The following is a 22,290-nucleotide window of genomic DNA, read 5'->3' as shown; positions in this document are numbered from 1 at the left end:
TTGCCAACTGCAGGGCTACCGTTCGCGTCAGCGGCGCGTAGCGCTTAAGCCCGCTCCGTACCGCTTAGCGGTCGGAGTCGGGTAGTTTACGGGATTACCCAATTAAAATTGGCTCTTCCGGGTAGATTACCAGCTGACGCGGCTGCTGCTGGGCCAAAGCCAAGACAATGGTCAGCGCCCCCAAGCGGCCCCAGAACATCACCAAAACGATGATCAGTTGGCCAAACAAGTTCAGCTTCCCCGTGAACCCTGTCGAGAGGCCACAGGTGGCAAAAGCGGAGATGACCTCGAAGAGTACCGGATCCAGCCTGCTGTGGTGGTGGGTAATTAAGATCAGCCAAGTTGCCAATAGCACCACGAATAGAGAGACAGTCAACACTGCTGCCGCCTTGCGCACCATCGAGGGATCCAAACTGCGCCCGGCAATCTGGGCGCTGGGCAGGCCGCGGGCATAGCCCCACAGAGCCAACACCAACACCGCCAGGGTACCAGTGGTCATGCCGCCCCCCATGGAAGCCGGGGCAGCCCCGATAAACATCAGGATCATCAGCAGCAACTGGCTCGCCGGTGTCAACTCCCCAATGGGGATGCCGGCAAAGCCAGCAGTACGAGCCGAAACCGACTGGAAAAACGTCAGGCCCAGGCGGCGGGGCCAGCTCACCTCCTGCAAGGATCCCTGGGGCAAGCTCTCAGCCAAGAACATCCCCAGGCCGCCCGTGCAGAGCAAGACCACCACCACGACCAGGGTGATGCGGGTGTGCAGAGAGGGGCGGTGGCCCTGCGGCCAGGTTAACAAATCCGACAAAACCGGGATGCCCAAGCCGCCAATAAAAATTAGAGTGCCCAAGATCGCCAGCGACAGGCCATCCGTAGGGATCCCCTCCTGCCCAAATAGGTCGAACCCCGCATTACAGAAAGCTGACACGGCGTGAAAAATGGCCAGAAAAACCGCCCGACCTGGCCCGTAGAGATCCCGCCAATGCACCCAGAGCAGCAGGGCCCCTCCCAGCTCGATCAGAGTGACCCCGATCAACACCCGCCGCGTCAATTCCAGAATGGCCCCCGGATCGATCAGGCCCAGCGAATTGCACAGCGCCAGGCGATTGAGCAGGGAGATGCGCCGCCCGATCAGTTGGAACACCACCACCGCCAAAACCATGAAGCCCACCCCGCCAATTTGGATCAACAGCAGCAAGACGATCTGGCCAAGCAGAGTGAGATCCTCCGCCGCCACAATCGTCGAGAGCCCCGTTACGCTCAGGGCGGACATGGCCGTAAACAGCGCCTCATTCCAGCTCAAGGGATCCCCGCGCCCAATCCCCGGCAGCATCAGTAGCAAAGTCCCCACCACCGCTAGCAGACCTAACCCTGCGACCAGGCGCAGGGGCGGCGGCAGCGGGCGACGCCTGTCCCCAAAAAAGAGCCGGTGCAAGCGGCTGGCCGGGATCCAAGAGGACTGAGGCAGCGTCGGGCGAGGGGTTCCTGAAGATCGGGGAGACACCCATCCCTCGGCCCCCTCGGGTTGTGACGGCGGGACACAGCCCTCTCTCATCGGATCCCCCCGTTACATCTCGTTCAGCCGCGAGATATTGGTATTGGCCCCCAACACCACCAGCAGGTCTCCTTTCTCCAGCAGGTAATCTGCCGGGGGAGAAACCACCAACGATTGTTTTCGCTTCACCACCAAGACCGTGATGCCAAAGCGGCGACGCAAGTCCGACTCCGCCAGCGTATGGCCCACCAGCGCCTCCGGCACCTCCAGCTCCGTAATGCTGTAGCCCGGCTCCAGCTCCAGTTGATCCAGGATCCCTGGCGCTGTTAGCACCTGAGCCAAACGCCGGCCCGCCTCCTGCTCCGGCAAGACCACCCGATCGGCCCCCACCCGCAAGAGAATCGAGCGTTGCCGCTCTGTCGAAGCCTTGCAAACCACGTTGCGCACCCCCAAACTTTTGAGGGCCACCGTCGTCAACAGGTTGCTCTCGAAATCGCTGCCGATGGCCACCACCACCGTGTCAAAGGAGAGAATATCCACCGCTCGCAGCGCATCCTCATCGCTGGAATCCAGCGCCACCACCTGCGTCAGTTGATCCGCCAGACGCTGTACGATCTCCCGGCTGCGGTCGATCCCCAAAACATTGTGGCCCCGCTCCATCAGCGTGAGGGCCAAACTCGTGCCGAAGCGTCCCAGACCGATCACCGCATACTCGCGATCCGCTCGCCCCATGCGCCCCCTTGCCCTTTACTTCAAAACCAAACACCAATCATAGGCTGACGCAGCAGGGATCGGGCAGGGCTGAGATCCTAGGCAGACTCAGGCTTGGGCAGGGTGGAAGGATGAGGGATCAGCTCGCGCGTGGAGCGGCGCTCCACCATCTCAGCCGTGATGCGCACGTATTTGATATCCCGGCGAGAGGGAACCTCGTACATCACGTCCAGCATCAGCTCTTCCACAATGGCCCGCAGCGCACGCGCCCCCGTTTTGCGACGGTAGGCTTCCTTGGCAATGGCAGAAATGGCAGCCGGCTCGAACTCTAGCTCCACCCCGTCCATGCGCAACAACTTCTGGGCCTGCTTGAGGATGGCATTTTTGGGCTGCGTCAAGATGGCCTCGAGGGCCTTCTCGTCCAGGGGATCCAGGGTAGCCACCACTGGCAGCCGCCCGATGAATTCTGGGATCATGCCGTACTTGATCAAATCCTCCGGCTCCAGCGCCTTAAGGGCATCGGCCAGGCGTTGTTCACGGGTAACTGCTAGCTGCTCCCCTGGCTTGATAAAGCCCATTGACTTTTTGCCAATGCGCTGCTCGATCACCTTATCCAGGCCGACAAAAGCGCCCCCACAGATGAAGAGGATGTTGGAGGTATCGATTTGAATGCAATCTTGATAGGGATGCTTGCGCCCTCCCTGAGGAGGCACGTTGGCAATAGTTCCCTCCAGCATCTTCAACAAAGCCTGCTGCACCCCTTCGCCGGAAACGTCGCGGGTAATGGAGGGGTTTTCGCTCTTACGGGCAATTTTGTCGATTTCGTCGATGTAGATGATGCCGCGCTGGGCTTCTTCCACATCCATGTCCGCCACCTGCAGCAGGCGCAACAGGATGTTTTCCACATCTTCGCCGACGTAGCCGGCTTCCGTGAGGGTAGTGGCATCGGCAACGGCAAAGGGTACATCCAACATGCGGGCCAGGGTTTCGGCCAGCAGGGTTTTGCCGGAGCCGGTGGGGCCAATGATCAAAATGTTGGACTTTTGCAGTTCCACCTCATCCAGCTCTGCAGCTCCGAGGCTGCTGGGGTTGGCCTTAGCAGCCAGCCGCTTGTAGTGGTTGTAAACCGCCACCGACAGAACCTTCTTGGCTTTCTCTTGGCCAATCACGTACTGGTCAAGGTAGCGCATGATCTCGCGCGGCTTAGGCAACTGCGCCAGAGAAGGCAGGCCGCGAGAGGATTTTTTAGGGGTTTCGCGACGTTTGGCAACAGAATCCGTCTCAGGTCGGGTATGGCCGTCGTAGAGTTCCTCCTCCAAAATCTCGTTGCACAGCTCTACACACTCGTCGCAGATGTAGACCCCCGGCCCCGCAATCAACTTACGCACTTGATCCTGGGACTTATTGCAGAAGGAGCATCTCAGGTGGGAGTCATGCTTGGCCATGGGATCCTCGTTGCTGTTTGCTCTTGGCTATCGTGTTTGGCAAATTCTAGAAAAAGCCGGACGTTCCAGTGCTGCTCAAACGTGGGGCGCGGCTGGAGAGGCGTAGGGATACTGCAAGGGACAGAACTTACTGACTTACTAGTCTAGCACTTCCTTCCAGATTGTGGGCTTCCTAAGCCGGCCGTAGAAGATTGCCCTGCTGCTGAGAACAGCTCTGCGGCGATTGGAGATAAAGTTCATAAGAAAACCGCCCGACTCGACGTCGAGCGGCGGATGGTGTGAGGAGTGAACGGAAACATGCGTCTCCGCTAATTTCATGATAGTGGAATGTTCCTAACTCTGGCAAAGACGGTCGTCGGAGGTAAGTGGGCTTTTGGGTTCGGTTGGATACCCTCTGGAGCGGAACCAGGGCGGATCTTGAACACCAAAAAGGGGAAGGGACTGTCCGTGTTTCGTCCTCTTCCCCCTCTGGCGTCCACTCCTCACTGAATCGCATGATAAACCATCGCCGGGGCGAGGACAAGCCGGCCTTCCCAAATTTTTTGGGGAATCCACAGTCGAGGGACGGGAACGGTTTGGGCTGGCCAAAGGCCTCCGGCCCACGGGCGCGAAGGTGTTGGGCAAGGTGGTGGTTGCCGTTCCGCCGGAGTACAGGACTCAGAAGTGTTTCAAGAACCAGAATCCCCGCCCTTTGGGGCTGGGGAGTATGTCAATTTGGATCCAACGCCAGCAGCTCCGCCTCGCTCAGCAGAGGGATCCCCAAAGCCTGGGCCTGCTTGAGTTTGGAGCCGGGATCCGACCCTACCACCACATAGTCGGTTTGGCGGCTGACGCTGGCGGTTACCTTGCCGCCGCGGCTTTCAATCCAAGCCTTGGCCTGCTGGCGGGAGAGAGTAGGCAGGGTGCCAGTGATTACAAACTTCTTCCCGGCCAGAACCTGGGAGACGGCAGGAGCCTTCTGCTGGGGCAGAGCAGGGATCCCCAGCTCCCGCAGCTCCTGCAGCAGCCGCTGGTGGGCAGGATCGGCAAACCAGCTCACCACCGCCTCGGCAATTTCTGCCCCTATCCCGTAGATTTGGGCGATGTCTTCAGCCCTAGCCTGGGCCAAGAGTTCTGGGGCGGGGAAATGCGGGGCCAAAATCTGGGCGGTCACCACCCCCACATGGGGGATCCCCAAGCCGTAGAGCACCCGCTCCCAGGGCTGCTGGCGGGAGCGCTGAATGGCCTGCACCAGCTTCTGGCTGGAACGGGATCCCATCCCCTCCAGGCTCTCCAACTGTTCCGGGGTGAGGCGGTAGAGATCGGCCACGGTGCGAACCCCTAGCTTTTCCACCAACTGGGCTACTCGCTTTTCCCCCAGGCCCTCGATATCCATGGCGTCGCGGCTGGCCCAGTGCTGCAGTTGCCCCCGGATCTTGGCCGGGCACTCGGGATTGGGGCAGCGGGTTACCGCCTCGCCAGCAGAGCGGACAAGAGGGGTGCCGCACTCGGGACAGTGGCTGGGCAAGCGGTAGGGAACGGCGTCAGGGGGGCGCAGCTCCTTGAGGATCCCCACCACCTCGGGGATGATCTCCCCGGCTTTGCACACGATGGCGGTGTCGCCGATGTGGACATCCAGCTCCTCGAGGCGATCGGCATTGTGCAGGCTGGCGCGGCTGACAGTGGTACCAGCCAGAAGAACCGGCTCTAGCTCTGCCACCGGGGTGACGGCTCCGGTGCGGCCTACGCTGGCCACGATGGCGCGGATGCGGGTGGGGACTTCCTGGGCAGGGTATTTGAGGGCAATAGCCCAGCGGGGGAATTTTTGCGTAAAGCCGGCCTCCTCTTGCAGCCGCAGGGAGTTGAGCTTCACTACCACGCCGTCACAGGCATAGGGAAGCTGGGCCTGCCGCCACCGCTCGTAGAACTGGATCACCTCCTCGAGGCCCCGGCACACCTGGGACAGAGGATTGACGGGCAATCCCAGCTCCTTGAGCCGCTGCAGACACTCCCACTGGGTTTGGGGGGGATCCCCGCTCGGCCAGCCTTCCGGCCAGTGGAGGGCATAGGCAAAAAAGCTGAGCTTGCGGGCGGCAACGATGCGGCTATCCAACTGGCGCAGAGTGCCAGCAGCACAGTTGCGCGGGTTGGCAAAGGGGGGATCCCCGGCAGAGCGGCGCTCCTGGTTGATGCGCTCGAACTGGGCAATGGCAAGATACGCTTCCCCCCGCACCTCCAAAACCGGCGGCGGATTCGCTGCCGCCAGCCGCAGGGGGATGGCGCGGATGGCACGCACATTGGGGGTGATGTCCTCGCCTGACTGTCCATCGCCGCGGGTGGCCCCCCGCTGCAGCAGCCCATCCACATAGGTAAGGGCCAGGGCCGCGCCATCAATTTTCAGCTCGCACACATATTCCAGCTCCCCTTCCTCCGGGGTGCGCCCCAGCACCCGCAGCAGGCGCTCTTGCCATTCTTTTAGCTCTTCCAGGTTGAAGGCATTTTCCAAGCTGTAGAGGGGAATGCGGTGGGAGACGGTGGGGAACTGCTCGGCGGGCTTTTCTCCCACCCGCTGGGTGGGGCTGTCGGGGGTAATCAGCTCGGGGTGGGCCCGCTCCAGCTCCTGCAGCTCGCGGTAGAGGCGGTCGTAGACGCTGTCTTCCAAGATGGGGGCATCGTAGACGTAGTAGGCGATGCTAGCCTTCTGCAGCAGGGCGCGCAGGTCGCGGGCGCGCTGTTCCAGTTGGGGATCCATACTCTTCCGCACCGTTGGCTAGGTCTAGCGTAGGTTCAACGCTCTCCTCTGTCTTAGGCTGCCGTTGCTCTGCCCCCTTGTTAGGCTAACCCCCAAAAAGCTGGGCAACGCGGATCCCAGCTTCCAGGTGCAGGCGAGAACTCCCCACAGGAGCGAGCTGGCGGCGCCGGAAGAAGAGGCCGGCTACCACAGCGGTCGCTACCCATGAATTGCCTCGTAGTGGCGCCTACCTTATTTCCTGCGACTGCAAGTGCCCGTAGGCTTGGGCCGCAGCGGCCATTTCTGCCGCCTTTTTGGAGCGCCCCTCGCCGCGGCCCCAACATTGACCATGGCCCCAAACTTCCATAATGAAGTGCGGCGGGTGTTCCCGAGCAGCCACCAGACGATATTCTGGCAAGGTGCCCCATAGGCGCTGGGTCAGCTCCTGGAGAGCGGCTTTCGGGTTGCGCCGGGTGGGATCCTGGAACCACTGCTCCACCCGTTGGCGAAAGTAGGGATCCAGCCAGGGATGCAGGCGGGACAGGGTGTGCATGCCCCAGCTTAGGTACAGGGATCCCAACACCGCCTCGAAAGCATCGGCTAAGCGCCGCTCCCGTCCGGCCAAGTCGTTTTGGGAGCTGGATCCCACCTCAAGGTAGCGCTCTAGGCCATGTAGATCCGCCAGTTCCGCCAGGTGGGCATCGCTGATTAGATCCGAGCGAACTGCGGTCAGCTCTCCCACTGACAAGTGGGGATAGGACTGAAACAGGAACTCGGTGGCCAAAATACGCAGGACAGAATCCCCCAAGAACTCCAGCCGGTCATTGTTGCGCTGGCCATCCAGGGAAGGATGAATCAAAGCTTGATCCAACAGATCCCAGCGCAGTTGTTCCAGCCAAGTGGGATCCCTGAACCCCAACCGGTTCAGCAGATGCTCCAAGGCGCGGCGACGAGGTGGGATCAGCTCAACCATAAAACCCGCGACAAAATCCCTACACCTAGAATGCTCTCAGGGCTCACCTTGTGCTACAGGAGTAGTATAAGCTTTTGGAGAGGATCCCTTCATGCATGCCCGCGCCCGTCCTCGCACCCCCACCACCGAGATGGAGGTGACCAGCATTCGTCTGGAGCGTGAGCTGAAGCAACGACTGAAGGCGTTGGCCGGCGGCCAGGGCTACCAGGCCTTGATCCGCGAAATTCTCTGGGGCTATGTCTTGCGCCACTCTCCAGAGGCTGCCACCCTCGCTGCCGAGGATATTCAGGCCAGTTTCCCCGCCACGGCTCACCAGCCCCAGCGTTGCGCCCTCACTGGCCAGGCCATCCGGCCCCAGGAGCCGATGCTGCTGGGGTTGACCACAGATGGGAAATTGGTTCCCCTCAGCCCTGCCAGCCTCTGATTCTGGAACTCGAGTTCGCCAAGAGAGCCCTGGAGCGACCGACTCGACCGGCTTCTGCTACGTTCCGCGAATTTCTCGATATTTTCTGGCGCGTTCTTCGGCGGGATCGGGGGCTTGCGCCTTGGCAGCGGCCTCTTGCAGTTTTGCCATCACTGCTTCTGGGGGGTCAGCAGAGCGGACGACGTAAAACATCAAGTTAATGGCTTCGTTGGCCGTCAGCTTGAGGGTTTCTTTCCCCTTAGGCACCAGCGCGATCTTGCCGTCTGTCGTCGTAATCGCCGTGTGGGATCCCTTGGCGAGAATCTCCCCAGCTTTTTCCAGAGTGACAAGCATATCCGTGCCTCACCTCAGCAGGACATCTATCATCCTATCGGATGTCTTGTGCGCGCAAGGCCGGAGGGGTTTAAGCGGTTTGGCGGATTACAGGGGTTCTAAGGGATTCCCTTGCGTTTCCAGCCAAGCGTATAGGTAGGGAAATAGCTTTTGGTTGGCCGCCGGAAAGGGAAATTGCGACAGCTCCGCCGGCTCGACCCAGCGTACTTCGCTGCATTGCAGGGCTTGGGCTTCTCCGCCCAAATAGCGGCAGATAAAAGCAATAAGGGTGATGGTGAAATGGGTGTAGGCATGTTCGATGGTGGCCAGCGGAGCCACCACCTCAATGTCGATGCCAATTTCTTCTTTCACCTCCCGCACCACACACTCCGCGGGGGTTTCTCCCGGCTCGATTTTGCCACCAGGGAACTCCCACAGGCCGCTGAGCATGGAGCTTTCCAGCCGCCGATCGATGAGGATCTCTTGCCCTCGCAAAACGATGGCCACCGCGATCTGTTTGTGAGGGCGCGAGGGACGGGACTCAGACATAGGCAGGTGTTGCTGTTGACCTCGATTGTAGGCAGCGCAGTCGGCCTGCCAAGGACATTGGCCACAGCGAGGCTGCCGGGGCCGGCAGACAGTAGCGCCCAGATCCATCAGGGCCTGGTTAAAGGTGCGCGGCTGCTCGGGATCCAGCAACTGCTGCGAAAGCCGCCACAACAGGGGCAAACAGCGGGCCGGCGGCTGGGGCAAAGCCACCAGGCGAGCCAACACCCGTTTGACATTCCCTTCCAAAATCGGCAGGGGCAGGTCAAAGGCGGCGCTGAGAATGCCGCCAGCTGTGGTGCGCCCGATCCCCGGCAGCGCCAGCACCTGCTCCAGATTCCTGGGAAACTGGCCCCCGTGTTCCCGCACCAAGATCTGGGCTGCCTTGTGCAGATTCAGCGCCCGCCGGTAGTAGCCCAGGCCTTCCCACAATTTCAGCACCTGCTGCTGGGAGGCTGCCGCTAAGTCCGGGATCCCGGGCAAAGCCTCCATCCAGCGCTGAAAGTAGGGGATCACGGTTGCCACCTGGGTCTGTTGCAGCATCACCTCTGCTACCCAAATGGCGTAGGGATCCTGGGTGCGTCGCCAGGGCAGATCCCGCCCATGCTGGCAGTACCAACGCTGCAAGGACTGCCGCAGGCGCTGCAAAACCGCCTCGCCCCAGCCTAGCGACTGCTCGCCAGCGACCGCAACCTCGGACTCCGCTCCAGTCCGTCGAGAGGGAACCTGGGATCTCAAGCCGCGTAAGCGAAGTGCAACGCCCACCAGATCAGGGCCGAGACCACCGCCGCCACAATGCTGGCCGAGATCAGAACCACAATTGGGCTATCGGCCCCCTTGAACTTCATGATGCCGCGGTTGTAGTTAGCCATTGTCGCCTCCCACCAGCTTCGGCCTTGGGTTGACACTCCCACCGCCTAAAGGCGGGGGATTCCTACCCCGTTCAAAAACAAACTCATAAAGGTGCTGTCAAGACACTTCTAGACAGTTCCCTAAGGCAAAGCCCCCAGGTTCTGCTTACTTTTCTGTTCTGTTCGCGTCAGCGGGACGGGGTTCTTGCAGGTTGGCTGAGACGTTGGTATCCTCCAGACGCTTGCCACGGTCAGGGTTTTCACCACTTTAGGAGCTCACCTGGGGACGGCACGCCTCGCTAACAACTATACCATCGGTGAGCAACCAAAGTTGCTTCCAGGCTTTGCTGCCCCGCGCTACTTGCGTCAGCGGCGCGGAGCGCTTAGTACGGAGCTACTAAGCTGCCCCTCTGTGTCGCGATGGGGAAACTCTCTTCATCGACCAACCCCGTCATCTCTAGGATAGCCAATTTGGCCTGGATCCAATCCGCCCCCAAAAGAGGGATCCCAGTCGGGCAAGCTGCGGTGCAGGGCCCCCGCTGGTCGCAAAAGTTAGAGCGCAGGAGCCGCCTAGCCAGAGGCTTTGGCAGCCAACTTCCCTGCTGTTGAGTTGAACCGGGCTCGCCAACGCAAGTTCGGTAAAATTGTTGCGATGTTGACCATCAAGACCTTCGTTGAGGCAGTCGTTCTCATGGCTAGAGCAGGGGAGGGGAAAGGCAGCAGCTCAGCTCGAGAAAGGTCTCGGGATCTGGGGCGTCATCAGCGCCGCTTCCCTCAGGCTGCCTCCCCTTCTCGCCACTTGCTGCCTGCCCCGGCTGCCGAGGGATCCCCCTCGGCTTCCCGCCCCCAACCGCTGCGCTTCTCTCGCCAAAGGGCCATTGACCGGATGCGCCAACGAGCTGCCCAGCCTCGCCGCTTAAGACGGTCTCCGACCCTGGCAGAGGTGTTGCTCCGGGGCCTGGGCCTAAGCCTGATTTTGGGCCTGACGATGGCTGGCCTGTCGCAACTGCTGCAATCGACCACTCCTGCCCGGCCAGAGCAGGAGGCAATGCAGCTTGGGGATCCCCCCCCCACCTTGCCCACAGACCTGTTCAGAGGACAGGAAATCCCCGCTTTACAGAAGCGCTTGGCTGCTTTGGCCGATCAGCCGGGCCTGACAGTAGGAGCCCTGTTCTGGGAGGTGGAAACCGGCGCCTTTGCTGGGGTGAGGCCGGATCAGGTTTTTCCTGCTGCCAGTGTCATTAAGATCCCGATTCTCCTGGCTTTTTTGCAGGCGGTGGAAACGGGTCAAGTGCGGCTGGACGAGAGGCTGACTCTGAGAGAAGACCTCAGGGGCGGGGGAGCCGGCGTATTGCAGACCCGTCCCCTCGGATCCCAGGTCTCTGCCCTGGAGGCAGCTACCCTCATGAGCACCGTCAGCGACAACTTCGCCGCCAACCTCATCATCGATCGCCTCGGCGGTCGGGAAGCCCTCAACCAAAAGTTTCGCCAGTGGGGGCTGCAACACACGCAGGTTTCTTGGTGGCTGCCGGATCTGGAGGGCACCAACACCAGCAGCCCGCGCGACATGGTCTGGCTGCTCAGCCAAGTGGAGCAGGGGCGAATGCTCAGCCGCCGCAGCCGCGACCGCTTTTTGGACATCCTCTGGCGCACGCAGCGGCCCTCCTATTTTCGCCCCAACTTGGGCCAAGAGGTGCGCATCGCCCACAAGACGGGAACTCTCAGGTCGGTGGTGGGAGATGCCGGCATACTCGATTTGCCCAACGGGCGACGCTACGTGGCAGCAGTGTGGGTAAAGCGGGAAACTCCCAACGATCCCAAAGCCGAAGAGCTAATCGCCAAACTCTCCCAGGCTGCCTATGAGTTTTGGTCTGCCGAAGGCGAGCCGACCGCTGCGGCTGCTGCCGATAGCCCGCAGCCCTAGGGGATCCCTGGGCCAGCCACCCCGGCAGAGCAGCAGCGTCAAGATCAAAAGTTGGATCAGCCGACATCCAAGCCAGAACGGTGAGATTATGGCCGAGACTCTTCCACCTTCCCAAGCTTCTCCAGCAGGGGATCCCCTCATCAAGCTGGATCAATTTCTCAAGCTGACGGGAGTTGTGCCCACTGGCGGACAGGCCAAGCAGCTCATCCAGGCGGGGCAGGTGCGGGTCAACGGCGAGGTGGAAACCCGGCGAGGGCGCAAGTTGCGCCGGGGAGATGTGGTGGCAGTAGCAGGCCAAGTTTGGCAGGTGGGCTGGGAGGGGGCCAGAGCTTGCGCCTGGAACAAAGCCAAAACTGTTCAAGATTCCCCTCGGCCCACTTAGCAAGTGCTGGCCTAAGCTGGGAACAGTGGTCTTTTCCTTGCTGGGCCTCCTGTGCAGGATGATTTTCCCCCCCTACCCCCCTCACCACCCCCTTCTCCTGCCTTGAGGGTGGTGGAAACGGCTTTCTTAGCCAGCACTGCCGCTTTGATCTGGATCTTGAGCTACACGCCGCTGGCGCCGTTTATGCGTCTGTTTTTCCCTATCCCAGTGGCGCTGGCGGTGATGCGCTGGGATCCCCGCACCGGGGCGATGGCGCTGGCGGTCTCTGCTCTGCTGCTGACGGTGCTGATGGGGCCCACGCGCAGCATTCTCTACGTCATTCCCTACGGCCTGCTGGGCTACTGGTGTGCCCGCCTATGGCGGCGGCGCCTTTCCTGGTATGTCTCGGTAACCAGCGGCGCTGCCCTCAGCGCTTTCGGCCTAGTTTTCCAGTTGCTGCTCTCTTCTCTGCTGGTGGGGGAAAACCTTTGGACTTATGTCACCATCCAACTCACCGGCCTGACCAACTGGCTGCTGGATGTGTCTCTGGCTAGGCTGGGCGTGTACTGGGTGGCAGAACCTTGGATGGTTCAGGTGGTGGTGGTCGGGTTTATTGCCTTTAACTCCCTGGTCTACGTCTTCACGGTGCATTTGGTGGCAGCTCTGGTGATGGAGCATTTCCGCTGTCCGCTGCCGCCGCCACCGAAGTGGGTGCAATTTTTGCTGGATTAGCAGCCGCCCATACTTCTGAGATGGCCGCTGTCATGAGATAGACTTGTAGACCCTACGCTTGTGGCCTCCCATCCTGTCACTGAGTCCTATGAATCCACTGCCCCCGCCCGCCCACCCCTACCAGTTCCGCGCGCTGGGCTTGATCAAGGGATCCCTCAAATCGATCCCAGAGACCTACGCCCAGGCGACGCTGGTTGCCACCGATGGCGTAGAGTATCCAGCCACCCCTGGCCGTGCCGAGCTGCTGCGCCCTTTCACCTATTGCATCGAGAGCGGCCACACTTACTGGTACTACGTGCAGCCGCAGCCGCGGTCGGGCGGCACCTTGGGCCTGAGCGTTATCCGCATCCTGGCCTTGCCGGAGGAGGAGCAAGATCCAGATCTAGAGGACGAGCCCTTTCTGCCTGCCCCTGAGGATGCAGAGGAGGGCTTTAACATTCGCGGCATCGTCGAGCCCCACGACGGCTTCATCTGGGTGACGGTGCGGCGCAAGCCCCAAGGGAACAAGCAGTTCCCCCCCCTACAACTGCGTCTGGAAGGGTTCTTGCCGGGGGCCGCCGCCGGGGAGTTTTGGGATCTGTTGGCGGAGCGGGAGGGCCATGAGCTGCTGCTGGTGGATGGCAGCCGCCTCTTGACAGCGGTGGCCTAACTGCCTAAAACTAACCCAACCTGCTATCCCAGGATCCCCAACTGATGGTGTCTGCTGCCGGCTTGTCCCAACGGGTTGCTCGTCTCTCTCCCTCTGCAACGCTGTCGATTTCGGCTCTGGCCAAGGCTATGCGGGCAGAGGGTCTGGATGTCTGTATCCTGAGCGCCGGCGAGCCGGACTTCGACACCCCTGAGCACATTCGGGCTGCCGCCATCCGCGCCCTGGAAGAGGGCAAAACCCGCTACGGCCCCACCGCTGGGATCCCTGCCCTGCGCCAGGCGGTGGCGGACAAGTTGTGGCGAGAAAACGGCTTGGACTACAGCCCCGACCAGATTCTGATTAGCAACGGCGGCAAGCAAGCCCTGTTTAACCTGGCCATGGTACTCCTGGATCCCGGCGACGAGGTGATCCTGCCCGTCCCCTACTGGGTCAGCTATCCCGAGATGGTGGCTCTGGCCGGGGCCAAGGTGGTGCGGGTTCAAACCCAAGAGGCGCAGGGGTTCAAACTCACCGCCGCCCAACTGCGCCAGGCCCTCAGCCCCCGCAGCAAGTTGCTCATCCTCAACTCGCCGGCCAACCCCACCGGCGCCGTCTATCACCGGCACGAGCTGGAGGCCCTGGCAGAGGTGCTCCTCTCTGCTCCTCATCTGTATGTAGTCTGTGACGAGATCTACGAAAAGCTGGTCTACGGCCAAGCCCGCCACATCAGCCTGGGATCCCTTTCCCCGGAGCTGCTGCCGCGCACGATCCTCAGCAGCGGCTTCGCTAAAGCCTATGCCATGACCGGCTGGCGGATTGGCTACTTGGCGGGACCCAAGCCCATCATCGACGCCGCCATCAACCTGCAAAGCCACAGCACCTCCAACGTCTGTACCTTCGCCCAGTACGGCGCCCTGGAAGCTCTGACCAGCCCCCTGTCGGCGGCGGCGGTGGAAAAAATGCGCCAAGAATTTTGGCAGCGGCGGGATCTGATGGTGCAGGGGATCCGCGCTCTGCCGGGGGTGACTTGCCCAGAGCCGGAGGGGGCATTCTACGTGTTTCTCAACATTGGCCAAACCGGCTTAAGTTCGGTGGAGTTCTGCCAACGGCTGCTCAAAGAACAGCAGGTGGCCGCCGTGCCGGGGGTGGCCTTCGGGGCAGATTCCTACATTCGCCTCTCCTATGCCGCCGATCGCATCACCCTGGAAAAAGGGCTGGAACGGCTGCACCACTTTCTCTCCTCCCTCTGAAAGGGAGGAACTCGAGGCCGCCGGCGCGCTGGAAGAGCAGCGGGATTGAATTAGAGGAGCCTCTCGATGATGAAAGAAGTAGACCTAGCCAAAGCCATCCAGCAGCGGCGCACTTTTGCCATTATTTCCCACCCCGATGCCGGGAAGACCACCCTTACGGAAAAGCTGTTGTTGTACGGGGGAGCCATTCAGGAGGCTGGGGCCGTGAAGGCCCGCCGCGCCCAAAAGCGGGTTACCTCCGACTGGATGGAGCTGGAAAGGCAGCGGGGCATTTCCATTACCTCGACCGTGTTGCAGTTTGACTACCGCAATATTCGCCTCAACTTGCTCGATACTCCCGGCCACCAAGACTTCAGCGAAGATACCTACCGCACCCTGGCGGCGGCTGATAACGCTGTGATGCTGGAAGATGCCGGCAAAGGGCTAGAACCCCAGACCCGCAAGCTGTTTGAAGTCTGTCAACTGCGGAAGCTGCCGATCTTCACCTTCATCAACAAGATGGATCGCCCCAGCCGGGATCCCTTGGAGCTAATGGACGAAATTGAGACTGAGCTCGGCCTCAAGCCCTATCCTGTAACCTGGCCGATTGGCTCAGGGGAGCGCTTTACAGCTTTGTTTGACCGACGCACACAGGAGTTTCATTTCTTTGAGCGGGTCTCGCGGGGACGGCTGCGGGCCAAAGAAATGGTCATCAAGCTGGGGGATCCGCAAATTGAAGACTTGATTGAAAAAGATCTCTATTACCAATTCAAAGAAGAGCTGGAGCTGTTGGATGGCCTCATGCCCAGCTTGGATCTCAAGCAGGTTCATGCTGGCAAGCAAACGCCGGTCTTTTTCGGCAGCGCCATGACCAATTTTGGGGTGGAGCTGTTTCTCAATGCGTTTCTGGAGTATTCTCTACCGCCAATGCCCCACGAGAGCACGGCAGGGCTGATCCCACCCGAACATCCTGAGTTTACCGGCTTTGTCTTTAAGCTGCAGGCCAATATGGATCCCCGCCACCGGGATCGCCTTGCTTTTGTGCGCATCTGCTCCGGTAAGTTCGAGAAGGACATGGTGGTCAACCATGCCCGCCTCAACCGCCCCATCCGCCTCTCCTATCCCCAAAAATTGTTTGCTCAAGAGCGCATCTCCATCGATGAAGCCTATCCTGGCGATGTCATCGGCCTCAACAACCCTGGCATCTTCAGGATTGGGGATACCCTCTACACCGGCCCGAAGTTGCGCTACGCCGGGATCCCCAGCTTTTCGCCGGAGCTGTTTGCCTATTTAAAAAATCCCAACCCCTCCAAGTTTAAACAGTTCCAGAAAGGGGTATCAGAGCTGCAGGAAGAGGGAGCGGTGCAGATGATGTACTCCCTCGACGAGTCCAAACGGGATCCGATTGTGGCCGCAGTGGGCCAGTTGCAGTTTGAGGTGCTGCAGTACCGCCTGGAACATGAGTACAACGTCGAAACCCGGCTGGAGATGCTGCCCTACACGCTAGCCCGCTGGGTAGAGAATGGCTGGGAAGTTCTGGGGAACATCCCCAGCCTGTTTAACACCCTTATCGTCAAAGACATTCAAGATAGGCCCGTTCTTCTCTTTAAAAACGAGTGGACCTTGCAGCAATTTATCAGCAGCAATCCCAAAATCAAGCTAAGCAAAATCGCCCCCCTTGAGGATCTCAGTCCAGAGTCCAATGGCAGCCCGTAGAGGCATTGTGAACGCCTCCCGCCACTCATCTTGTTGAGTAAACACAATTCACCAATACAGTACCAATCAATACAGTGCGGAGCTTCCCGCCGATTGAGCTCAAGAGGGATCCCTGCTGCAGCTTGTGTCCACCAACCGGTGACTAGGCCGATTTGGATTTGGGGGATCCCAGGGCATCCAGGCCGTAGACGCGCCGCCACATTTGATCGGCCAGAGTGGCGGGCAGCAGCCGCATCAGCCCCAGCGCCAGCTTGCCGCCCGTAAAAGCGGTGTAGCGGTCGGAAGGGTGGGGATCCGTCATGGCTCTCAGGATCGGCTCCACCACCTTCTCCACCGGCCAGGCCATGTTGTTGAACGAGCTGGCCAGATCGGCAGTTTTGTCCAAGATCGCCTTGTAGGGGCCATTTGGGTTGACAACGGCGGCAAAGGTCTCTTCAGCCACGCGGCCAAACTCGGTGGCCACCGGCCCCGGCTCGATCAAGATAACCTTGATGCCAAAGGGGGCCACCTCCACCCGCAGGGCGTCGCTGAGGGCCTCCACGGCAAACTTGGTGGCGTTGTAGACGCCGCTGAAGGGCATCGAGATCTGGCCGGCCACCGAGCTGAGGTTGAGGATGCGGCCACTGCCCCGCTCCCGCATCTGGGGCAAGAGGGCGCGGGTGAGGGCGTGCAGGCCAAACACGTTAACCTCAAACTGGCGCCGCATCGCCGCCACATCCACCTCTTCCACTGGTCCCATCTGGCCATAGCCGGCGTTGTTCACCAGGATATCCACCCGGCCAAAGTGATCCAGAGCCTTTTGGGCCAGCGCCTCCACCTGGGCCGTGTCGGCCATGTCGGTGGGCACCACCAGCGCTTCTGTCCCCTGCTTCTCCACCAAGTCCTTGACGTTTTGTAGCAGCCTCTCTCGGCGGGCCGCCAGCACCAAGCGGGCCCCGCGTTTGGCCGCTTCCAGGGCAACGGCCTCTCCAATGCCGGCAGAGGCTCCGGTGATCAGCACCACTTGATTGGCGAGTGAAGGCATGGCTTTCTTCCCTGCAAACTTTTTCCATCCTAGAAGGATTTCCGGGATCCACGGAGAGAGGCGGCCTCGCTCGTTGGGCTGCGGTGTTGGATATTGGCAGGGCGCTGGGCCGCTGTTTCTGACTCAAGGGGTGCTCTGACAGAGGGATGGATCCCTGCGGCCCAGAAGCTGCTCAGATGGTTTTTTGCGCCCAGATTGCCAAGGGGGGCTGGGAAAAGCGATATGATTGAGGCACCACTCGCTGGGACAAACTCCCACGCTGGAGTGTACGCTTAAGCCGATGCTCGATGTCCTTGCCGCAGATACGAGGTGCAGTGACCGTAAGGTATTTCCGCAGGCGGGCTAGCCGAAGCCGATCTTCCTTGCCGGAGGAGCGCTGGGCTCTCGCCGAGGCTTGCTTGGATCGATTGCTCAGAGTGGCGGAAGCCAACCTAAGGGCCAATTCCGAGCTGCGCCAACAGCAGCAGGAGCAGCAGCGACAACTGGAGGCCGAGCGCCGCCACAGCGAAGCTCTGCGTGATGCCACCGCCGATTTGCGCACCAGCGTAATGGAGTTGCGAGAGGGGCAAGCCCTTTGGCAAAACCAGGTGGACGAGCTGCGTACCTGTTTGCGGGAGTTGCTTAGGGAACAGAGCGAGCTGGTGCGGATCATCGCCCAGCAGCAGCACATCCTGAAGGACTGTAAGGAAGTCATCCGCGCCATTCTGGAGCAAATGCGGGATGACCACCGCGACTTCCGCTCCGCCATCGGCATTTTGCTGGAGGAACTGCACCAAACTGTGCGCTGTTTGGTTCTCAAGTCAGGTGGCACTCTTCCCAAGCCTGTCCGCCATCCTGAAGCGCCAGAGGCGGATCCCGGCTCCCAGCCGACCGATTCTGCTTCGCTAGGGGATGGCTCTCTGTCCTAGCAGCCCAGGCTTCTGCCTTCCCCGAACGCTGCACGTGGCCTGCAGAGCTATCCAATCTCGCCCTCCGGCTGCGGCCAAAACAGGTGCAACTCCTTGACCCGTTCCCCCTTGACCAAGAGGGCTCCGCCACCCTCTCGCTCTTGCAGCGGAATTTCGGCAGGGGAGAAGGAGTACAGCCGTTCGGATTCGGTGAATAGATCCACTTGCAGAGAGGGATGGGCTTCTAGGTCAGCGGGCAAGCCGACCAAGCCCACCAGGGCATCCCCTTTGTCGGAAAAGCGAAAGGCCGTGACGCCCACCTTGCCCCGCTCCCCAGTTGGGATCTCGCCCAGAGGCAGCCGCTTCAGATAGCCCGACCGACTGGCCAAAATCAGGATCCCCTTGGGGGGCAGCAGCGCCATCCCCACCAGCTGCTCGGCACGTCCCAGGCGCAGGGCCGGTGTGCCCACAGCCCCTCGACCCATGAGTGGGATCTGCTCTGCCGGCAGGTGCAGTACCCGCCCGCCGGAGGTGGCGAGGACAACGCTACCGTCCTGCAGGCCGGGATCCCAAAGGGCCGCCCAGCCCAGCTCGTCCCCTTCTTTGAGTTTCAGGACGGTGGATCCCCGTTGGCTAAGGCCCATCAGCTCCGCCAGGGCCACCCGCTTGATCCGCCCCTGCCGGCTGAGCACCACCAGGCTGGCTTCGCCGGGAGAGTGCTCCGCACCGCTGACGCGAACGGGATCCAGCGGGAAGGTGGCAACGATGGGTTCGGGACTGGGGAGAAGGGTGACCAGAGGTACCCCCCGCGAGGAGCCGGTGCTGAGGGGGATCCCTTCGCTGGGCACGGTGAAAGCTTTGCCGCTGGCGGTGAGCACCAAGATTTCCTGCTCTGGGGTCACGCATTCCAGGCCGACCAGAACATCTTCTCCCAATTCCCGTTGCGCCGGATTGCTGCGGGAGCGAGGCCCAGGCAGAGGCAGGCGGCGCACGTAGCCTTTGCGGGTAAGTTGCAGCAGGAAGCGGGTGTCTTCGCCGGCTTTGCCACTGGGGATCTGGGCCTGTTCTGCCTCCAGCTCGGCTTCCGAAAGGATCTGGGTACGGCGCCGGTCGGCAAAAGTTTTCTTCAAGTGGCGCAGCTCTTTTTTCAGGTAATTCAAGAGCTTGCGGCGATCTTCCAGCAGCCCCTGCAGCTCGGCGATGCGGGCCTGCAGTTCGGCCTGCTCCTGGTGCAGGCGCTCCCGCTCCAAGGTTGTCAGGCGGCGCAGGGGCATGGCCAAGATTGTCTCCGCCTGTTGGGGGGTGCAGCCCAGGCGAGTTTGCAGTTGGGCTTTGGCCGTGGCGCTATCGGGGGCTTGCCGCAGCAGGTCGATCACCCCCTCCAGATCGGCCAGGGCCAGCACCATCCCCGCCACCTCTTCCGCTTTGCGCTGTACCCGCTGCAGTTCGGCGCGAAACATCCGGTTGAGAGTGGCCTCGCGGAATTGCAAAAAGTGCTGCAAAATCTGCTTCAAGCTGAGCTGCTGGGGTTTTCCCTCCACCAGGGCCAACAGGATTACCCCAAAGGTGCTCTGCAGGGGGGTGAGCTTGTACAACTGCTGCAGAACTGCCTGCGGGTTGGCCTCCCGCTTCAGCTCCACCACCACGCGAATGCCGCTGCGATCCGACTCATCCCGCAAGTCGGCAATGCCGCTGAGGCGGTCTTGGGCAACCAACTCCGCCACTTTCTCGAGCCAGGCGGCTTTGTTCACCTGGTAGGGAAACTCGGTGATAACCAGGGCGGGCCGGCGGTGGCGTCCTCTGCCCGGCTGGATCTCCTCAAAGCGGACCACTCCCCGCAGGGTGATGGAGCCGCGCCCGCTGAGGTAGGCTTCGCGGATCCCTTGGCTATCAACGATTTGGCCGCCGGTGGGAAAGTCCGGCCCTGGGATCCAGCGCAACAGCTCTTCAGGGCTGAGATCGGGATGGTCGATCAAAGCCAGCAGGCCGTCCACGACTTCTCCCAGGTTGTGGGGCGGGATGTTGGTGGCCATGCCCACGGCAATGCCGGCAGAGCCGTTGAGGAGCAGGATGGGCAGGCGGGCCGGTAGAACGGTGGGCTCCGCCTGGGATCCGTCGAAATTGGGCAGAAAGTCCACAATTTCTTCGGAGATCCCCTGCAGAAGGGCTGTGTGGCTCAGCTCCGCCAGCCGACACTCGGTGTAGCGCATGGCCGCCGGCGGATCGTCGTCCACCGAGCCGAAGTTGCCGTGCCCCGCCACCAGGGGGTAGCGGCTGGAAAAGTCTTGCGCCATGCGCACTAGCGCGTCATAGACCGCCTGATCCCCGTGGGGGTGATATTTCCCCAGCACGTCCCCCACCACCCGCGCACACTTGCGGTAGGGGCGATCCGGCGTCAGGCCCAGCTCGTGCATGGCGTAGAGGATGCGGCGATGCACCGGCTTGAGGCCATCCCGCACATCCGGCAAGGCCCGCCCCACGATCACGCTCATGGCGTATTCCAGGTAGGAGCGTTGCATCTCCCCCTGCAAATCGGTAACGATCACCCGCCCTGAACGGGATCCCCCATCCGATCCCAATCCCAGTCCGTCGAGAGTGAGTTGCTGAGTCATGGCTCATTAGGAGCGGAACGCTTTCCAGGTTACTGTAGCTGTTTCCGCAGCTTTTGCGAGCTCACCCAGCCGCTGCCGTTTTTGAAATGGGGGGGTGTGGTGGCGGCTCCGCCGTGCTAAGTGTAGTCGGGGTGGATTTGGGTGTAACCATGGTTGAGAACTCCATTCGCTTTGGCACCGACGGCTGGCGAGCTGTGATTGCCGATGGCTTTACCTTTCAGAACTTGGGCATTGCCGCCCAGGCCAGCGCCCAGGTGTTGGCCCGCACCTATCCCGGCGCCGGGATCCTGATTGGCTACGACAACCGCTTTCTCTCAGAAAAATTTGCTGCCCACGCTGCCGAGGTGGTGGCCCGCTTGGGGATCCCGGTTTATCTCTCTGCCTGTGTGGCCCCGACACCGGCCTTTAGCTGGGCAGCCAAAGAGCGCGGCTGCCATGGCGCCTTGGTGATCACCGCCAGCCACAACCCGCCCCACTATTCCGGCCTCAAGGTCAAGGGGGGGTTTGGCGGCTCTGTGCCCCCGGAGGTCACTGCTGCCATCGAGCAGGAGCTGCACAACCTGCAACCTCTCGGATCCAACCCAGCCCCCATCGAAATCTGGGATCCCTGGCCCGGCTATCTGGCTCAGCTCAGTCGCTTTGTGGATCTGGAAAAGCTCAAAGGATCCCCGGCCAAGATCTGGGTGGATGTCATGTTTGGCTCTGGGGCTGGGGGCCTCAGGCGCCTCTTGGGAGAGAAGGTGATTGAATTGCAGGCGCGTCGGGATCCCCTATTTGGCGGCTTCTCACCGGAGCCGCTGCCGCAAAACCTACAGACCTCTGCCCAGATCATCGCGGCGGATCCCGCCCCGTTAAAAGTGGGTCTGGTCTTTGATGGCGACGCCGACCGCATTGCCGCCCTCGACGGGCAAGGCCGCTTTCTCAGCCCGCAGATCCTCATTCCCATCCTGATCGACCACTTGGCGGGGCGACGCGGCCTGCGGGGCGAAATCGTCAAAACCATCAGTGGATCGGAGCTATTCGTGAAGGTGGCCGAGCGCTATGGCTTGCCGGTTACGGAAATGCCCGTGGGCTTTAAATACATTGCCGAGCGCATGATGACCACCCAGGTGTTGCTGGGGGGAGAAGAATCGGGTGGCATCGGCTATCTGGGCCACATCCCCGAACGGGATGCTCTTCTCTCTGCTCTGTACTTGATCGAGGCCGTCGCCGAAACCGGGCAAGATCTGGGCGACCTTTACCGAGCTTTGCAGGAACGGGAAGGATTCATCTCCGTCTATCAGCGCCGCGACCTGCACCTAGGGGATCAAAACCAACAAACCCAGCTATTCCAACGGCTACGGATGGATCCCCCCCTTGAGATCCTGGGGCAGAAGGTCATCAAGCATTTTGACAAAGACGGCCACAAGTTTACCCTTGCCGACGGCAGTTGGGTCATGATCCGCGGCAGCGGCACCGAGCCCCTGCTGCGGCTGTACTCAGAAGCCAGAACCTTGGAAGAAGTGAACCGTCTTCTCGATTGGGCAGATGGGCTGGTCAACGTAAGGCGCGGGATTCCCCACCCGGGTGGGGAGGGATAGCGCCTCCTAACTGATTCTGGATATATCGCTTCACAATTTCTAGAGGTGCACCGCCCCATGAGACAATGCACTTAGAATCATGCCAAAGCTTAGCCTTTCCCCAGTACACTTGATTGAGCTGTTCCGCAAACTG

Annotated in this window: 20 protein-coding genes; 9 read left to right on the top strand and 11 right to left on the bottom strand. The window is 61.1% G+C overall.

Annotation, left to right across the window (positions count from 1 at the left end; all coding sequences use genetic code 11):
• Positions 1-94 precede the first annotated feature (94 nt).
• The 5 genes from NW863_RS06255 to rnc form a co-directional block, all read right to left on the bottom strand.
• Positions 95-1,501, bottom strand: coding sequence for a TrkH family potassium uptake protein (locus tag NW863_RS06255; protein WP_414365281.1), 1,407 nt, complete (start codon positions 1,499-1,501; stop codon positions 95-97).
• A gap of 63 nt (positions 1,502-1,564) precedes the next feature.
• Positions 1,565-2,224 (bottom strand): potassium channel family protein, encoded by a 660-nt coding sequence (locus NW863_RS06250; RefSeq protein ID WP_011429691.1) that lies wholly within the window; start codon positions 2,222-2,224, stop codon positions 1,565-1,567.
• Between the two features lie 77 nt (positions 2,225-2,301).
• Entirely contained in the window at positions 2,302-3,648 is a 1,347-nt protein-coding gene (gene clpX / locus NW863_RS06245) for an ATP-dependent protease ATP-binding subunit ClpX (RefSeq protein WP_414365278.1), read from the bottom strand.
• A gap of 709 nt (positions 3,649-4,357) precedes the next feature.
• Positions 4,358-6,379 (bottom strand): NAD-dependent DNA ligase LigA, encoded by a 2,022-nt coding sequence (gene ligA / locus NW863_RS06240; protein ID WP_414365276.1) that lies wholly within the window; start codon positions 6,377-6,379, stop codon positions 4,358-4,360.
• 226 nt (positions 6,380-6,605) lie between these two features.
• Positions 6,606-7,331 carry a ribonuclease III gene (gene rnc, locus NW863_RS06235; protein WP_414365274.1) on the bottom strand — a complete coding sequence of 242 codons (726 nt, stop codon included), beginning with the start codon at positions 7,329-7,331 and terminating at the stop codon, positions 6,606-6,608.
• Between the two features lie 91 nt (positions 7,332-7,422).
• Here rnc and NW863_RS06230 point away from each other — a divergent pair, with 91 nt between their 5' ends.
• A complete protein-coding gene (locus tag NW863_RS06230; protein WP_414365273.1) occupies positions 7,423-7,755 on the top strand; it encodes a hypothetical protein in 333 nt (110 codons plus the stop codon).
• Positions 7,756-7,812: 57 nt separating this feature from the next.
• Here NW863_RS06230 and NW863_RS06225 read toward each other — a convergent pair whose 3' ends face one another.
• The 3 genes from NW863_RS06225 to NW863_RS06215 form a co-directional block, all read right to left on the bottom strand.
• Positions 7,813-8,088, bottom strand: coding sequence for a hypothetical protein (locus tag NW863_RS06225; RefSeq protein WP_414365271.1), 276 nt, complete (start codon positions 8,086-8,088; stop codon positions 7,813-7,815).
• Between the two features lie 87 nt (positions 8,089-8,175).
• The gene (gene mutY, locus NW863_RS06220) at positions 8,176-9,261 is read right to left on the bottom strand and encodes an A/G-specific adenine glycosylase (protein WP_414365269.1); all 1,086 of its coding nucleotides are present in this window, start codon (positions 9,259-9,261) and stop codon (positions 8,176-8,178) included.
• 86 nt (positions 9,262-9,347) lie between these two features.
• The gene (locus NW863_RS06215) at positions 9,348-9,485 is read right to left on the bottom strand and encodes a hypothetical protein (RefSeq protein WP_414365267.1); all 138 of its coding nucleotides are present in this window, start codon (positions 9,483-9,485) and stop codon (positions 9,348-9,350) included.
• Positions 9,486-10,116: 631 nt separating this feature from the next.
• On the opposite strand from NW863_RS06215, the gene NW863_RS06210 reads away from it, so the two are divergent.
• The 6 genes from NW863_RS06210 to NW863_RS06185 all read left to right on the top strand — a co-directional run bounded on the left by NW863_RS06210 (position 10,117) and on the right by NW863_RS06185 (position 16,054).
• Positions 10,117-11,388: a serine hydrolase gene (locus NW863_RS06210; protein WP_414365266.1), complete on the top strand. Its 1,272-nt coding sequence runs from the start codon at positions 10,117-10,119 to the stop codon at positions 11,386-11,388.
• Between the two features lie 88 nt (positions 11,389-11,476).
• On the top strand, positions 11,477-11,770 hold the full coding sequence (locus tag NW863_RS06205) for an RNA-binding S4 domain-containing protein (RefSeq protein ID WP_414365264.1): 294 nt from the start codon (positions 11,477-11,479) through the stop codon (positions 11,768-11,770).
• 51 nt (positions 11,771-11,821) lie between these two features.
• Positions 11,822-12,481, top strand: coding sequence for a DUF2232 domain-containing protein (locus tag NW863_RS06200; protein ID WP_414365263.1), 660 nt, complete (start codon positions 11,822-11,824; stop codon positions 12,479-12,481).
• 88 nt (positions 12,482-12,569) lie between these two features.
• On the top strand, positions 12,570-13,130 hold the full coding sequence (locus NW863_RS06195; RefSeq protein ID WP_414365261.1) for a hypothetical protein: 561 nt from the start codon (positions 12,570-12,572) through the stop codon (positions 13,128-13,130).
• Between the two features lie 44 nt (positions 13,131-13,174).
• Positions 13,175-14,359: a pyridoxal phosphate-dependent aminotransferase gene (locus NW863_RS06190; protein WP_414365259.1), complete on the top strand. Its 1,185-nt coding sequence runs from the start codon at positions 13,175-13,177 to the stop codon at positions 14,357-14,359.
• A gap of 69 nt (positions 14,360-14,428) precedes the next feature.
• Positions 14,429-16,054, top strand: coding sequence for a peptide chain release factor 3 (locus NW863_RS06185; protein ID WP_414365285.1), 1,626 nt, complete (start codon positions 14,429-14,431; stop codon positions 16,052-16,054).
• Positions 16,055-16,196: 142 nt separating this feature from the next.
• Here the strand turns inward: NW863_RS06185 and NW863_RS06180 are convergent, their stop codons facing one another.
• Positions 16,197-17,078 carry an SDR family NAD(P)-dependent oxidoreductase gene (locus tag NW863_RS06180; RefSeq protein ID WP_414365258.1) on the bottom strand — a complete coding sequence of 294 codons (882 nt, stop codon included), beginning with the start codon at positions 17,076-17,078 and terminating at the stop codon, positions 16,197-16,199.
• A 416-nt stretch (positions 17,079-17,494) separates the two neighbouring features.
• Here NW863_RS06180 and NW863_RS06175 point away from each other — a divergent pair, with 416 nt between their 5' ends.
• Positions 17,495-17,986, top strand: a complete 492-nt coding sequence (locus NW863_RS06175; protein ID WP_414365256.1) for a hypothetical protein — start codon at positions 17,495-17,497, stop codon at positions 17,984-17,986.
• A 47-nt stretch (positions 17,987-18,033) separates the two neighbouring features.
• Here the strand turns inward: NW863_RS06175 and NW863_RS06170 are convergent, their stop codons facing one another.
• Positions 18,034-20,577 (bottom strand): DNA gyrase/topoisomerase IV subunit A, encoded by a 2,544-nt coding sequence (locus tag NW863_RS06170; protein ID WP_414365254.1) that lies wholly within the window; start codon positions 20,575-20,577, stop codon positions 18,034-18,036.
• A gap of 149 nt (positions 20,578-20,726) precedes the next feature.
• On the opposite strand from NW863_RS06170, the gene NW863_RS06165 reads away from it, so the two are divergent.
• A complete protein-coding gene (locus NW863_RS06165) occupies positions 20,727-22,157 on the top strand; it encodes a phosphoglucomutase/phosphomannomutase family protein (protein ID WP_414365252.1) in 1,431 nt (476 codons plus the stop codon).
• Here the strand turns inward: NW863_RS06165 and NW863_RS06160 are convergent.
• On the bottom strand, positions 22,114-22,290 hold a 177-nt coding region (locus NW863_RS06160; RefSeq protein ID WP_414365283.1), incomplete at its 5' end, for a transposase. The two genes, NW863_RS06165 and NW863_RS06160, sit on opposite strands and share 44 nt — an antisense overlap.

The organism is Synechococcus sp. B60.1 (assembly GCF_047462555.1).
Taxonomy (GTDB): Bacteria; Cyanobacteriota; Cyanobacteriia; order Thermostichales; family Thermostichaceae; genus Thermostichus.
The sequence above is the reverse complement of the archived record's forward strand: the minus strand, read 5'-3'. Positions and strand labels throughout refer to the sequence as shown.

Coding starts and splice junctions, on each gene's coding strand:
- NW863_RS06250 (WP_011429691.1), bottom strand. CDS start 2,224: ATGGGGCGAGCGGATCGCGAGTATGCGGTGATCGGTCTGGGACGCTTC.
- clpX (WP_414365278.1), bottom strand. CDS start 3,648: ATGGCCAAGCATGACTCCCACCTGAGATGCTCCTTCTGCAATAAGTCC.
- ligA (WP_414365276.1), bottom strand. CDS start 6,379: ATGGATCCCCAACTGGAACAGCGCGCCCGCGACCTGCGCGCCCTGCTG.
- rnc (WP_414365274.1), bottom strand. CDS start 7,331: ATGGTTGAGCTGATCCCACCTCGTCGCCGCGCCTTGGAGCATCTGCTG.
- NW863_RS06230 (WP_414365273.1), top strand. CDS start 7,423: ATGCATGCCCGCGCCCGTCCTCGCACCCCCACCACCGAGATGGAGGTG.
- NW863_RS06225 (WP_414365271.1), bottom strand. CDS start 8,088: ATGCTTGTCACTCTGGAAAAAGCTGGGGAGATTCTCGCCAAGGGATCC.
- NW863_RS06215 (WP_414365267.1), bottom strand. CDS start 9,485: ATGGCTAACTACAACCGCGGCATCATGAAGTTCAAGGGGGCCGATAGC.
- NW863_RS06210 (WP_414365266.1), top strand. CDS start 10,117: ATGTTGACCATCAAGACCTTCGTTGAGGCAGTCGTTCTCATGGCTAGA.
- NW863_RS06205 (WP_414365264.1), top strand. CDS start 11,477: ATGGCCGAGACTCTTCCACCTTCCCAAGCTTCTCCAGCAGGGGATCCC.
- NW863_RS06195 (WP_414365261.1), top strand. CDS start 12,570: ATGAATCCACTGCCCCCGCCCGCCCACCCCTACCAGTTCCGCGCGCTG.
- NW863_RS06190 (WP_414365259.1), top strand. CDS start 13,175: ATGGTGTCTGCTGCCGGCTTGTCCCAACGGGTTGCTCGTCTCTCTCCC.
- NW863_RS06185 (WP_414365285.1), top strand. CDS start 14,429: ATGAAAGAAGTAGACCTAGCCAAAGCCATCCAGCAGCGGCGCACTTTT.
- NW863_RS06180 (WP_414365258.1), bottom strand. CDS start 17,078: ATGCCTTCACTCGCCAATCAAGTGGTGCTGATCACCGGAGCCTCTGCC.
- NW863_RS06170 (WP_414365254.1), bottom strand. CDS start 20,577: ATGACTCAGCAACTCACTCTCGACGGACTGGGATTGGGATCGGATGGG.
- NW863_RS06165 (WP_414365252.1), top strand. CDS start 20,727: ATGGTTGAGAACTCCATTCGCTTTGGCACCGACGGCTGGCGAGCTGTG.